11 protein-coding genes are annotated in these 13,266 nt (G+C 43.9%); 3 read left to right on the top strand and 8 right to left on the bottom strand.

What is annotated here, in order from left to right; translation table 11 throughout:
* Positions 1 to 5: 5 nt before the first annotated feature.
* Together BacF7301_RS00700 and BacF7301_RS00705 are read left to right on the top strand one after the other, a co-directional pair.
* On the top strand, positions 6 to 365 hold the full coding sequence (locus BacF7301_RS00700) for a DUF6463 family protein (protein ID WP_167959521.1): 360 nt from the start codon (positions 6 to 8) through the stop codon (positions 363 to 365).
* A 61-nt stretch (positions 366 to 426) separates the two neighbouring features.
* The gene (locus BacF7301_RS00705) at positions 427 to 990 is read left to right on the top strand and encodes a YdeI/OmpD-associated family protein (RefSeq protein WP_167959522.1); all 564 of its coding nucleotides are present in this window, start codon (positions 427 to 429) and stop codon (positions 988 to 990) included.
* Between the two features lie 347 nt (positions 991 to 1,337).
* Here the strand turns inward: BacF7301_RS00705 and BacF7301_RS00710 are convergent, their stop codons facing one another.
* On the bottom strand, positions 1,338 to 3,431 hold the full coding sequence (locus tag BacF7301_RS00710) for a BT4734/BF3469 family protein (RefSeq protein ID WP_167959523.1): 2,094 nt from the start codon (positions 3,429 to 3,431) through the stop codon (positions 1,338 to 1,340).
* Positions 3,432 to 3,779: 348 nt separating this feature from the next.
* On the opposite strand from BacF7301_RS00710, the gene BacF7301_RS00715 reads away from it, so the two are divergent.
* Entirely contained in the window at positions 3,780 to 4,415 is a 636-nt protein-coding gene (locus tag BacF7301_RS00715; RefSeq protein ID WP_167959524.1) for an HU family DNA-binding protein, read from the top strand.
* A gap of 150 nt (positions 4,416 to 4,565) precedes the next feature.
* Here the strand turns inward: BacF7301_RS00715 and BacF7301_RS00720 are convergent, their stop codons facing one another.
* The 7 genes from BacF7301_RS00720 to BacF7301_RS00755 all read right to left on the bottom strand — a co-directional run bounded on the left by BacF7301_RS00720 (position 4,566) and on the right by BacF7301_RS00755 (position 13,127).
* A complete protein-coding gene (locus BacF7301_RS00720) occupies positions 4,566 to 5,615 on the bottom strand; it encodes a carbohydrate porin (RefSeq protein WP_167959525.1) in 1,050 nt (349 codons plus the stop codon).
* A gap of 73 nt (positions 5,616 to 5,688) precedes the next feature.
* Entirely contained in the window at positions 5,689 to 8,337 is a 2,649-nt protein-coding gene (gene mgtA / locus BacF7301_RS00725; protein WP_245208303.1) for a magnesium-translocating P-type ATPase, read from the bottom strand.
* A 132-nt stretch (positions 8,338 to 8,469) separates the two neighbouring features.
* Positions 8,470 to 9,840, bottom strand: a complete 1,371-nt coding sequence (locus tag BacF7301_RS00730; RefSeq protein WP_167959527.1) for a HAMP domain-containing sensor histidine kinase — start codon at positions 9,838 to 9,840, stop codon at positions 8,470 to 8,472.
* Positions 9,837 to 10,523, bottom strand: a complete 687-nt coding sequence (locus BacF7301_RS00735) for a response regulator transcription factor (protein ID WP_167959528.1) — start codon at positions 10,521 to 10,523, stop codon at positions 9,837 to 9,839. The genes BacF7301_RS00730 and BacF7301_RS00735 overlap by 4 nt, the downstream gene beginning before the upstream one ends.
* Before the next feature lie 256 nt (positions 10,524 to 10,779).
* Positions 10,780 to 11,343: a family 43 glycosylhydrolase gene (locus tag BacF7301_RS25865; protein ID WP_369805665.1), complete on the bottom strand. Its 564-nt coding sequence runs from the start codon at positions 11,341 to 11,343 to the stop codon at positions 10,780 to 10,782.
* Complete coding sequence (locus tag BacF7301_RS00750; protein WP_167959529.1) at positions 11,328 to 11,903, bottom strand: RloB family protein; 576 nt, start codon at positions 11,901 to 11,903, stop codon at positions 11,328 to 11,330. The genes BacF7301_RS25865 and BacF7301_RS00750 overlap by 16 nt, the downstream gene beginning before the upstream one ends.
* 12 nt (positions 11,904 to 11,915) lie before the next feature.
* Positions 11,916 to 13,127, bottom strand: coding sequence for an AAA family ATPase (locus BacF7301_RS00755; protein ID WP_167959530.1), 1,212 nt, complete (start codon positions 13,125 to 13,127; stop codon positions 11,916 to 11,918).
* Between the last annotated feature and the right edge of the window lie 139 nt (positions 13,128 to 13,266).

Raw genomic sequence — 13,266 nt, forward strand, 5'->3', positions numbered from 1 at the left:
AGTATATGAAACTTTGGAAATACAGTGGACGTTTTTTAACAGTAACGGGAGTTATTCATACGATTTATGCACTATTCATCGGGAAAGATGCATTTTCGGAAATGTTCGGAAAGGGATTGGTAAACTCTGTCGGGGAAAATTACAACCTGGGATTTGCTTTTTGGTTCTTAATCTGCGGAATAATACTTATCCTTTGGGGAGAAACACTTCAATATTACATCAGCAAAGAACAGAAACCGGCACCTGCATTTTTAGGTTACGCTATTCTGTTGTTCACCATAATCGGCTGCATTATTGAACCAGTTTCCGGCTTTTGGCTCTTCTTGCCGCAAGCAATAATCATTATTTGTTCAAAGCGGAATTGAACGTGAAACAATATATAGTTCGTCCGATAAGGATACAAAAAAATAAGAGGAATAATTTGTCATGCCAATAGAAATAAAATATTTTGAAGATAGGAAAGACTGGCGAAAGTGGCTGACCGACAACTTTGAGACTGCCAATGATATTTGGTTTGTATTTCCCAGTAAGGCTTCGGGCAAAAAAAGTATAACGTACAATGACGCTGTTGAAGAAGCCCTTTGTTTCGAGTGGATTGACAGTACAATAAAGGCACTTGACGAAGAACATAAAATTCAGCATTTCACGCCCAGAAACCCTAAAAGCACATACTCGCAAGCCAATAAAGAAAGACTTAAATGGCTACTGGAAAATAAAATGATACATCCTAAATTTGAAGATAAGATACGGGATGTCTTGTCTGCTCCTTTTGTTTTCCCCGATGATATAGTCGACAGACTGAAAGAAGACAAAATAGTATGGAAGAATTATCAACATCTTTCCGAACCATATAAACGTATCCGAATTGCATATATTGAAGCAGCGAGGAAACGACCGGAAGAATTTGAAAAGCGATTGAATAACTTTATCAATAAGACGAAAGAAAATAAAATAATAACAGGGTTTGGCGGAATTGAAAAATACTATTAATCCAACTAAAATATTGGTTCCAGAAAAAATACCGGTCCCAGATAAAACTATATATGATGACGCTCGCAACTTTAATAAAGACGGCAGCCCCAAGGCAGTCTCCAACAATCTCTCCAACAATCTCTCCAACAATCTCCCCAACAATCTCCCCAACAATCTCCCCAACAATCTCCCCAACAATCTCCCCAAATATTTATTATGAGTGTTTTACCCTCATACCCTCATAAATAGTCCGTACTCCCCTATTCATCGGCTTTTCAGCTATGAGAGCAAGTTCCATTTACCCCCTGAGGGTAAGTTTTACCCTCAGGCTACCTACAACAGTATCGCGAAGATGCTTATCCCCGTCACTCTATCCTCACCAAATGATAAAGCGTCCCCCGATAAGACTTCCGACAGGGAATATTCATCTTCTGAAGCGTACGGCCGAACTGCGCTACCTTATTGATAGCCAGCTTATCACGCGTCTTTGTCTGCAAATAACTCAAGATTTGCATAGACGTCAACCACTCGCCATCCTCTTCTTCCGCCACCGGACTGAGATAACAATGGAATAACTGCTCCAACGGACTTATCTGCTCAAATTCACGGTTTGTCTCTTTCAGAATCTGCTCATCGTCCTCGTTCAGCCAGTAACGTTCACCTTTATAGATAGCATCCATCGCCTGTGCATAAAGCTGTTTGTAGTTGATGGTGACGTTCGTGCTGATAGGAGCCGTCACTTCAATACAGATAAAACGGCGGCTGCCGCTGGGATCGGTCAGCAAATCTTTCTGATTGCTCGTACCGATAAAAGAAGCGTAACGGCGCATTTCGCGGATAGTGTTGCCGTAAGGCTTGCGCAGATTGGCGACCGGCTTCTGCAACAGATGTTTCAGAAATCCCTGCTGGCTGACATTTATCTGGTCGAACTCATCAATGTTTATCAGGAAAAAACGTCCCAGATAACGCTCCGCTTCCTGCTTGCTTTTGAAGTCGATGCTGTCCGTATAGCCGAAACGTAGTTCCGGCGGCAGGATAATACGGCAAAATGTTGACTTACGAAAACCTTGCGGGCCGACAAGCAAAGGCGAAGTATTATTTCCATGCTGCCGGTCTACCCCACGCCAATGCGCCACCATGCTAAGAAACCATCGGTAGAATAATTCCTGCCAATGCGGATTATCACAAGGAACCAGACCTGCCAATGCACGGATACGGTCTTTGCCGTCCCAACGCCCCACCTCATAAAGATATTCCTCGACGGGATTGTACAAAGGAACATATTCCGAATTCAGGAAACGGTCTACATCACGGTCCCATGCACTGATACCCTCTTTCAAGGCACAGATAGAAATACTGTTGCGCACACGCTTGTCCACAGGCTTGAAATAAAAATGGATGGAATCACGCTGACGGTATTCCAGGTCGTCCAATACCGTGTTATAACGAAGTTCGTAGCGGCGGTTCATAAATTCTTCCAACAGGAAAGCCGTCTCCTGCTCCCTGTTGATACTGCTTTTCTTGCCGAATCCCTTACATTCCTGATAGAGATTATGTAATTCGAGACGGACGACCTGCTCATCTTCCTCACGATAATAGTGGATAAGCGTTTGCCGTACCGCTTCCTCTTCGGGGATACCCGCTTTGAAACAATGTTCGCCAAGACGCACGAGCAAGGGTTGAAGGTCATCCCCACGTTTCCAGTTCTCCATTTCCTGAAGCGCACGGTTCAGTGCAGCTTCATAAATCTTCTTGAAAGTCCGCGAGGATTCATATCCCGGCTGCAAACGTGACAGAAGATTTTTCTCCCCCTGCTTGCGCTGCCTGAAAGTCTCTTCACCCGCCATGGAAAGCGGTTGTTCCAGGCAGAACGGCACCGCGTCCGGATTATAATAAGGAGTCTCATCCAATGTCATCCGGCACCTTTGCGTCAGCACCGGTTCTTTCAGGTCAATGTCAAAGGGAAATAGCGGCTGATAACATTTCACCGCCAGCCAATAGGCGTGGATATGGAACAATTCCGCGTCCGTTTCCTTTTCAGGAAGTCCGCCGGCATCCGGCAGGGCAAAACGCACCCATATCTTTACACTGCGACCACTGGAGCCACAGAAAGCGGCGAAAGTCTGCGGTAAAAGCGCCGCCTGCCGCTTCACAAACTCGATTTCGGACAGACCCGCCAAATGCTTCACTTCCAGTTGCACCAGTCCGTTATATTGTTTCATCTTCCGTTCACCGTCCTTAGTACGGGTATATTCCACGGCGGAATAAATATAGGGCAGCTTGTCTATGTGTTCATAGTGCCCGTACGAACCTTCCATCAAAGGTATCAGTTCGCGCAAAGCCGTGATATGTCCCGATTTTGTCTCCGTCTTCATTTTGTCGAACAATGTGCTTGCTTCACAAATGCTGAGAGTCTCTTTTCCACTCCCGCTATCCTGTCTGATTAAAGTAAATTTCATCCTGTTTTTGTCTGTTTTTTCTACAAATACAACATCTTGTTTATTTCCTGTAAAGATACGCTATTAATTTGCAGGAAACAAGCATTTCTTCTGATTAATACCCGCATTTTATTTGCATTACACCTATATTTCATGTATCTTTGCTTAGTAGTTATCAAGGGCTCACTAACGTGAACAAACAGGCTATCAGTTGTAAACAAAAACGTCCACAGATGTTAATAGCTTTGTTCACATTAGTAAGCCCTTGTAAAGCATTAAGGCTTAACAAAACAAACAGTAAGCATTAACGTACGACTATATAAGAGAATACATAACAAGAACAGTTACTTTAAAACAAAACATGAAGCTATGGCAATATTATTTGACTGGTATGAAGACCCGAAACCTTCGGACAAAGAACAAGGAGAGAAAACACTGCATCCACGTTTAAAATATAACGGTTCGACAGGGACTGACCTGTTACGCCAACGTATTCAGGATCGTTGTTCACTGACGGCAACGGATGTCACCGCCGTACTCGACGCCCTTTCCCACATCATGGGACAAGAATTGGCGGACGGGAAGCAGGTGCATTTGGACGGTATCGGCTACTTCCGCCCCTGCCTGACCAGTACGGAACCGGTAACGATAGGCACGAAACGAAAGGCGACCAAAGTTAAACTGAAATCTATCCAGTTTCGTGCCGACCAGACATTGAAGAATGAGTTCGGCATACTGAAAGTCAAAAGCCTGAAAGGCGGACTGGACTTCTCACAACCCACGAACGAAGAAATAGACCGAAAACTGACGAAGTACTTCCAAACACATCAGTTTATGCGGAGATATGACTTCCAAAATCTCTGCGGAATGGCAAGAAGCACGGCTATGCGGCATATCCGACGGCTACGTGACGAAGGAAAGCTGAAAAATGAGGGTGGAGTGATGCAACCGATTTATGTACCGGGAAGTGGTTATTATGGTAATAATGAACTGGTTACGAAATAAACTAGAAATTAGCACCCTGAGGGTAAAAGTTACCCTCAGGGTGTTTTTCAGTTCTGCCCTCATAGCTGAAACTACCATGAACAAAGAAGTTCAGGCAAACTATGAGGGTATGAGGGTAAAATCAACAAAAATATTTTTTGGAATCGCAAGTCAAAAACTGCAATGAACCCGTGCACCAAGCACCGTGAAGTTTCCATTCCCGTTCCCGACATACTGGAAAATGGGCTGGATGAACAAAGATTCATTGATGGCCTTGCTCCACGTCAATTCCAGCGACCACTCTTTCCCCTGATGAAATCGGGCATGCTGTCCCGATACCCCAACCCGGTTACTCCGGCCGGCATACACACAGCCTATCTCCGCATACCGGTAACAATCGTTCGACCCGTATGTGTTCTCCGAATACTGAGCCATCAGGATAACTTTCTTCTCATCAGTTTTCCATACAGGCTGTTCCCCATAAACCCACCAGGCACAACTAGTCTTCTTCAAGGTTTCCTCCACAGGAGCCATTTCCTCCTCTTTATCAATTTTATCAATAGCCCACTGCCTGTTGTGTACAGCCATCCCCGCAAAATAATGCCCGTTTCCACATTCATACTCCAACTGTGCCATATCGAAAACGCCATCCCGTTTCGGTCGGACGAGGAACGGATTGTCATTCCGGTTCCATCCGTTATACCCCACACCGTTGTACAGACTATTCTTAAAAGTCCATCTGCCCAGATTCACGTCAAAATATATAGTCATTCCGGACAAAGGATAATTGGAAATCGGATAACTTGCCGAAATCGTGGGAAAAATGCCACAGGAACTACCTGTAAAGAGAGAGGTGGCATCGGAAGTGAAAAAATCCTCATTCACATTGCGTACCCCGACAAACAAACGCGCTTTTTCCCATGTGTGCATATACCCCAGTATGGCGATAGCTGCAAAATTATTGTCTTCTTCAATATTGGAGAAAGTCTGCCAATCATCAATGATACTTTCGTTCGTCTTTGCTACATGGATGGTAGCAGTCTCCAACGCTCCGCCTTTCCATAGAGACAAGTCCATATCCAACCGGAGCAGGTTTACCCAGTTAGTCTTCTTCTTCGTATCCCACTGCCACTCGGCGGTATATTCACCACTGAAAATCTGGGTATAAGCCATACCGGGTATCGTACAGCCCATAAAGAAAAGTATTGTCTTTAATTTCATAACCGCAGTTTTTGTCTACGGAACATTCGCCCGCTGAAAGCGAGTATCCCGCAGAAATGTTTTACATACTGTTTTATAACCAACGTTTGAATGCACGGATATAGAGCACCTTCAGTCCCTGCGTCAGCATACAGTAGGCGAGCAGGATACCGACCAGCCAAGGGAAATAAGTCCATGGAAGCGGGGTCAGACCGATAGATGCGCCAAACGAGGAGAATGGTACATAGATGCCGATAGCCATAATCGAGAATGTCATTATCAGTACCGGCCAGGATGCCGTGCTCTGGAAGAACGGAACCTTGCGTGTACGAATCATGTGTACAATCAACGTCTGCGACAGCAGTCCAACGACAAACCATCCTGATTGGAACAAAGATGCCATTTCAGGAGTCCGGCAACTGAAAAACCACCACATCACAATATAAGTCACAATATCGAAGATGGAACTGATGGGGCCGATCCAAATCATGAAACGGCTCAAGTCGGAAGAATCCCAGATACGGGGTTTACGCAGATATTCCGGATCCATGCGGTCGAACGGAATGGTGGTTTGGGATATATCGTAGAGCAAGTTCTGAACCAGCAGATGGATAGGCATCATCGGCAGGAAAGGCAGGAATGCACTGGCCACCAATACGCTGAACATATTACCAAAGTTAGAACTGGCGGTCATCTTCACATACTTGACAATATTCCCGAACGTCTTGCGCCCTTCAAGCACACCGTTCTCCAGCACCATCAGGTCTTTTTCGAGCAGGATGATATCGGCGCTTTCCTTGGCTATATCCACAGCCGAATCTACGGAGATACCTATATCCGATTCACGCAACGCAGCCGCATCATTAATGCCGTCTCCCAAGAAACCGACCGTATTCTCCTGTTTCTGCAAGAGTTGGATAATCTCCACTTTCTGCATCGGTGTCAGTTTGGAAAATATGTTACCCGCCGTAACCGCTTTCATCTTGTCTTCCTCGTTCATTTTTTCCAGTTCGGAACCCGTAACGGCAGTTGAGGTATCAATCCCTACCTGCCGGGAAATAGTCTTCACCACAGCATCGTTGTCACCGGAGAGCACCTTGACTTCCACGCCGTGTTCGTGCAACTGGCGGATAGCCTGTGCCGCAGATTCCTTGGGCGGATCGAGAAATGCCAGATAGCCTATCAGTACCATCTCCTGCTCATCCTCTACGGCAAAATTGTTCTCCTTGCTCAGAAAACTCTTATGGGCAAGGGCAAGGACACGCATCCCCTGGTTGTTCATCTCCTCGACAAACTTTTGCGCTTTCCCCTGCATTTCCTCAGTGAGCAGACGTACCTCGCCGCCAAATTCAGCATAAGTACAGATGCCCAGCATTTCCTCCACGGCTCCTTTGGTGATAATCTGCCGTTTGCCATTGTTATCCTCCACTACCACCGACATCCGACGGCGGGTAAAGTCGAACGGAATCTCATCCACCTTCCTGTAAGAACTACTCAAAGACTCAAGATTCAGCTCCTTGACGTGTGAAAGGATGGCACGATCCATCAGGTTTTTCAGTCCGGTCTGGAAATAGCTGTTAAAGTAGGCGTGCCTCAGGATACGGTTCTCCCTGTCCTCAGTACCGTCAGCATTGACATGACGTTCCAACACGATATGGTCTTGTGTCAATGTACCGGTCTTGTCGGTACAAAGTATGTTCATGGCACCGAAATTCTGGATGGCATTCAGATCCTTTACAATTGTTTTCTTCCGCGACATGGCCATGGCGCCCTTTGAAAGATTCGCCGTCACAATCATAGGGAGCATCTCGGGAGTCAGCCCCACTGCCACTGAAATAGCAAAGATAAACGCTTCCATCCAATCTCCCTTCGTAATGCCATTTATAAGGAACACTATCGGAACCATAACCAACATGAAACGTATAAGCAGCAAACTTACTTTAGTGATGCCCTTGTCGAAAGCCGTAGCCGCGCGATGTCCGGCTATACTTTTGGCAATGGTTCCCAGATAAGTGTTGTTTCCTGTCTCGAAAACAATTCCTTTCGCCGATCCGCTCACCACGTTAGACCCCATGTAACAGATGTTGTCCAGTTCCACCACACTTCCCTTATGGTGCTTCTTCCCCATCACCTTAGGAGTTTTTTCTATCGCATCAGACTCACCCGTCAGGGTAGACTGGCTGACAAACAAGTCTTTCGACTCGATGATACGAATATCGGCAGGAATCATATCACCGGCTGCGAGCATCACGAGGTCTCCCGGAACCAGTTCTTCTATACTTATTTCCCCCTCGGAAACTCCCGTACGTTTTACGTAGCAAGTATTTGTCACCATTTTCTGCAAAGCCTCGCTCGAACGGTTGGCTTTCCATTCCTGGGTGAAACGCAGGATGGCACTCAATATAATCATTGTCGTGACGATGATTATAGAAGTCCAGTCCTGGTCGCCGGGAGCAGCCATCAGCACGTCCATCACGAAGGATATGGCGACCAGTGCCGTCAATACGCCTACGAAGGGGTTGATGAATGCTTTGGCAAACATGATAAGCGGCCTTTTTCTTTTCTCATGCACAACCTCATTCTTCCCAAAAAGAGATTGTCTTTTCTCTACTTCATCTTCAGTTAGTCCGAGTTGGGTTGTCCGGAAATAATTGAAAACTGATTCAAGTGGCTGTCCTGCGGCCAAAAATACCTTCTCGGCATTAAAGGCAAATTGCTCCTTACGCTTTTTTTTCTTCCACATGTTGCTTTTGTTTAATGAATTAATTACTTTGTTTTGCCATTCACGCCGCAAAAGTAGGAAGCATTCTTGTAAGGGACTGTTAGAAAAGTATTAGAGTGGTATTAGAAAACTATTAGAGAAATGCGGGCATTGTCAGACGTGGGGTAGTTCCACTACAAATGTAGTACCTTCTCCCCGTTCCGAGTGTACGGCAATGTCTCCGCCGTGCAAACGGATAATCTTTTGAGACAGTGCCATGCCGATGCCGTACCCCTCCACCACTTTGTCATCTTCTCCTCTATAAAACAAAGTGAAAAGATGCTGTTTGTCGATTTCCGACATGCCGATGCCGCTATCCGACAGGCGGACAACAGTCCATTTATCCCAAAAAGAGATTTGCACAGTCGAGGAGTTATTAGCAGAATATTTGCAGTTGTTCTCTATCAGGTTGGAAAAGGCGATATTCAGCAGATACGGATTTCCCGTCACGGTAATCAAACGGTCGTCGTCCGCTTCTTCCTGTCCGAAAAGCAGTTCTATACTATATTCCGGATGCGCCCTCAGTATCAGCTCTCTTACATCAAGCAACAGTTCATCCAACCGTACATCCCGCATACTGATTTCCTCCTTCCGGTAATCGGCCTTGGCAAGATTCAGCAGTCCGTCGATTAGCCTGGTCATCCGCCTGGCATCCTGCAACATATTCTGCATGGCACAACGGTACTGCTCTGCTGTCCTCTCTTTTTGCAGAGACAAATCCAGTTCGGCAATAAGGGCCGCCAACGGTGTACGCAATTCGTGTGAGACATTACTGACAAACATCCTTTGCGAATTGAATGAAATTTCCAACCGGTCGAGCAACGCATTGAAAGCTGTACTAAGTTCGCCTAACTCGTCTCCTTCGTTCTTCACCGGAAGACGCCGGTCTATCCGCGAGACGGTAATCGTTTCCGCCTCGTTCACGATATTGCGTATCGGCTGTAAGGAAACTCTGGCCAGGAAATAACCGGCAGCGAACAGCAAAGGCAATCCGACAATAAACAAACCAAACAACGTTTTCTGTAATCCGACCAGGTTGTCATAACCATAACCGTCATAGGCAGCGGCCGTGACTATATACTCCTTTCCATCGAACGGATAGACGATGCCAATCCCCTGATACTTGCCGATATGAAACTCTATCTCCTTTTTCTGCAGAATGTCGTCTATCATTTCCTGCGTCTCCTTGATAATATCGTTCTGTATGGCATCGTGGTAAATCATCCGGAAGTCGGTCGTATAAACGGCTACCTCCACTTCGTTAATGAATTTCTTATTATTCAGGTAGATGGACTGCATAGTCCGGGCATCCACCTGGTCGGCAAGAAACAGGTGGGCTTTAGTGATTCCTTCGCTTTTCAAATCCCTGAAAAAGGTTTTAGCGCGTGTCTGTTCGCTGACCAGATAAATCAGAAGCATGCACAGCAAGAATGCAGCAGCCGTTATACCGGTATTCTTTAATGTAAGCGCCGTTCTTATTTTCATAACTTGTCTGTCAGGATAAATCCTACTCCCGGTTTGGTATGGATAAGTTTCACGTCAAAATCCCTGTCTATCTTCTTACGCAAATAGTTGATATATACATCTATGAAATTGGTTCCCGTATCAAAATGGGTATTCCACACTTTCTCCGCTATCTCCACGCGGCTGATTACCTTTTCCGCGTTCTCTACCATATACACGAGCAGGTTGTATTCCTTGGGGGAAAGCCGGATATGAACGTTGTTTCGCGTAACTTCCTGCCGTTCCAGATTGATAAACAAATCTGCGTAAGCAATCTGCTTTACAAGGACTTCGGCTGATACCGCCTGCCTTTTCAACAACACCCTGACTCTTGCCGTCAACTCCCTAAAATCAAAGGGTTTCACCATGTAATCATCCGCTCCGACATCGAAGCCTTCCAGCTTGTCGTCAGCCGCACCCAAGGCAGTCAGCATCAATATCGGAACACGGTCGTCAACCTTGCGGATTTCCTTGCACAGTTCGAACTCATCCATCTTGGGCAGAATGATGTCCGAAATGACCAGTTGGAAAGTGTTTGACTGAAAAAGACGTAACCCCATTGCACCGTCATAAGCTACCAAAACCTGATAACCGTTCTCTTCCAAACCGATTTTCAGCAAATCAGCGACTCTCTTTTCATCTTCCACTATTAATATTCTCTGCATATTCCTTTAGTCTTTGTATCTGAAAAAACGGATTGATTATATTGATTATTCTGAATGCGGACTCTTGCATATATAAGGCAAAAGTACAAAATAATCTGTTTTTCAGCATCATACAAATTATATTTTATGCGTGTTTAACAAGAATCACTTCTTGCATATTGACTCAAAAAGCTGTCGGGCAATCATCTTCATCCCTTTATCATTAGGATGCGTGATTATAAAATCCTGCTTTACCTTATAAGGTTTGTTTGAGGTATTATACAATGTGTCCCCAATCTTGGGATACAACCGGTAATGATAATACCAGACCATAGGAGATTATATGCTCTTTTGCGCGTGAGGCCAAGTAATTCATATAAGCTTTCATAGCAGGATAACAGGTGGACAGAGCCTTGTCACCCCCATACCATAAGTATGTATACCAGGAAGATATGATAAAGGCGCTCCCCCATTCGGGCGTGTCTTCAAATCCTTCCTTAAACCTCACATATTCGGGCGAGTCTCGACGCTCCACCCATTCACGACAGTAGAAAATCCACGAAGCCCCTTCCGAATCAATGTAAAGAGAACCGTCCAAGCACGTCCAGTCCTGTGAGGTAACAGCCCTGTTGACCAAAGGCTGGAGAGTTCCCGTCACCCTATCCGACACCAGTATGGAAGTACCCCTCTTTACTCCCGGTGCACTCAACGTGATAAACAAATAATATTTGTCTTTATATTTATAAAAATCGGGAGCCCAAAAGTCTTCTTTTCCCCAGAATCCGGCAGAAGGAAGAAACGAGTATCCATTCTTTCCATTGACTTCTATTGCCCTACTAATTTTTGTATGGCTTTATAAATCCCACTATAGGATTCACTACCATCATATTTTTCAGCCAATTCACAAGCCTTTTCCATTCTGCCATCGGCAATCATATCTTTAACCCATTTCTCTTTTTCCATAAACTTACGACTCTTATCATAAGTAGGAATATATCGTTTCAACGCTTGTTCGGTGGCTGCCGAATCATTAAAATGACGGCAAGTGTCCTCATAATGTAATAAGAACCAATACTCAATAGATTGCAGGCTGTCACAAAGAAGGACATTCTTATTTTTCTCGTAACGTTTCTTCAATGATGAAAGTTTCTTGTTCTCAGCAGCGGAACGACGACTAACATCGGCGTCGAAAATACAAATCACAAAGACATCCTCTCTTAGTAACTCAATCACTTTCTTCTCTATTTTCTCGATGCTGTTATTTTCAAATAAACGAGGTGAAATAGAGCAGCGATATCCTAATAACTTTTTGATATGACTGAAATAAAACAACTCTGTTAATCCTTCTCCAACGATATGAATCACTTGACGGATATTCTGTGTATGTTTTTGCTTCCTCATGACTAGCTTTGATTATATATTAGGAATTGCTCCGAATTTACCGAACTTATATGCTTTCTGTAAAGAACTAATTCTGTTCAGTCCTTTAAAATCAGTAAGCGGATAAAGTACAGAATTTCCATCACTCCCCTTCTCTGTAAACCAAACATTATCTTTGCGAAGCAAATCTTCCTCAGCCAATAATCCATCATAATGAGTAGTCAAAAGTAACTGAGCACATTTCGACTCTTTTAGAAAACGTTCAATAATATATTCTATTAACTTAGGATGGAGAGAAGATTCAATCTCGTCCACTGCTAAAAATGCATTATTAGAAATGGTTTCTTGAATACACCCCGCAAGTCCCATCGTACGAATAGTTCCCTGTGATTCAAACATTTCTGAAAACTCATAAAATGAATCCACTCCTTTTTCGTCCCGAACTTTATGTTGGAAAATAGTATCTTGTATCACTCCTACAGGAGTTTCTTTTTCTTTTGCCGAAATATCAGAAATATTAAAATCCGCTTCTTGCAAATATTGCAGAATATAATCCTTATTCTGCGTTTCTTTTATACGATTCTCAGCATATTTCCTTAATGGTAATGCAGGTGTCACAGCAGGAAGCACATTATTCCGAAAATAGGCAAGCACTTCTTCTATTTCAGGAACATTCACGTTTACCTGCATATATGCGGCAAAAACAGACATGTTAGGCAGACACTTCAGAGAAACTTCTTCTTTTGCAGCCGCTCCCAATTTTAATTTACTTCCAAACTTTATGACAGAAACTCCATTCTCTAAAGTCCGTTCAAAAATCGTTGCAGGTTGCTGACTGGGATAGTAACACAACTCTTCTTTAATCACATGCATTCTTGTCAGAGAAAGTTTATAGATAAATTTTACAGGCTGACATTTCTCTTTTATGATATAAAATGAAATACTTAAATCCGAGGTTTCAGTTATACCATTCTTATTCATAAGAAATGGGACAATTCCTGTCTCCTCTCCTTTAGTAGTCGGCGTACGCACCAAAAACGTCTTAATATAGTCACATATCTTTATGAAATTACTTTTCCCGGAAGCATTTGCACCATAAACAACAGCCAATTTAAGCAATCGGATTCCAGGAGCCAAATCAACAACATGGTATGTCTCCATATCTTTACTATTATCTGCTTCAAAGCTAAATATTGCTTCATCTCTAAAAGAGAGCAAATTCTTAAATTTAATTTCTGCAATCATTATAGGCAAACTTTATTTTCTACAAATATATAAAGAAAAACAAGAATGTCATCATTTAGTTTGATAAAACAGCACATTATATGCTATTTCCGCATTCTAAGCATAGAAATTAAAAAATAAGCATAATAACATTTCAACA

The organism is Bacteroides faecium (genome assembly GCF_012113595.1).
GTDB classification, from domain to species: domain Bacteria; phylum Bacteroidota; class Bacteroidia; order Bacteroidales; family Bacteroidaceae; genus Bacteroides; species Bacteroides faecium.

Coding starts and splice junctions, on each gene's coding strand:
- BacF7301_RS00700 (WP_167959521.1), top strand. CDS start 6: ATGAAACTTTGGAAATACAGTGGACGTTTTTTAACAGTAACGGGAGTT.
- BacF7301_RS00705 (WP_167959522.1), top strand. CDS start 427: ATGCCAATAGAAATAAAATATTTTGAAGATAGGAAAGACTGGCGAAAG.
- BacF7301_RS00710 (WP_167959523.1), bottom strand. CDS start 3,431: ATGAAATTTACTTTAATCAGACAGGATAGCGGGAGTGGAAAAGAGACT.
- BacF7301_RS00715 (WP_167959524.1), top strand. CDS start 3,780: ATGGCAATATTATTTGACTGGTATGAAGACCCGAAACCTTCGGACAAA.
- BacF7301_RS00720 (WP_167959525.1), bottom strand. CDS start 5,615: ATGAAATTAAAGACAATACTTTTCTTTATGGGCTGTACGATACCCGGT.
- mgtA (WP_245208303.1), bottom strand. CDS start 8,337: ATGTGGAAGAAAAAAAAGCGTAAGGAGCAATTTGCCTTTAATGCCGAG.
- BacF7301_RS00730 (WP_167959527.1), bottom strand. CDS start 9,840: ATGAAAATAAGAACGGCGCTTACATTAAAGAATACCGGTATAACGGCT.
- BacF7301_RS00735 (WP_167959528.1), bottom strand. CDS start 10,523: ATGCAGAGAATATTAATAGTGGAAGATGAAAAGAGAGTCGCTGATTTG.
- BacF7301_RS00750 (WP_167959529.1), bottom strand. CDS start 11,903: ATGAGGAAGCAAAAACATACACAGAATATCCGTCAAGTGATTCATATC.
- BacF7301_RS00755 (WP_167959530.1), bottom strand. CDS start 13,127: ATGATTGCAGAAATTAAATTTAAGAATTTGCTCTCTTTTAGAGATGAA.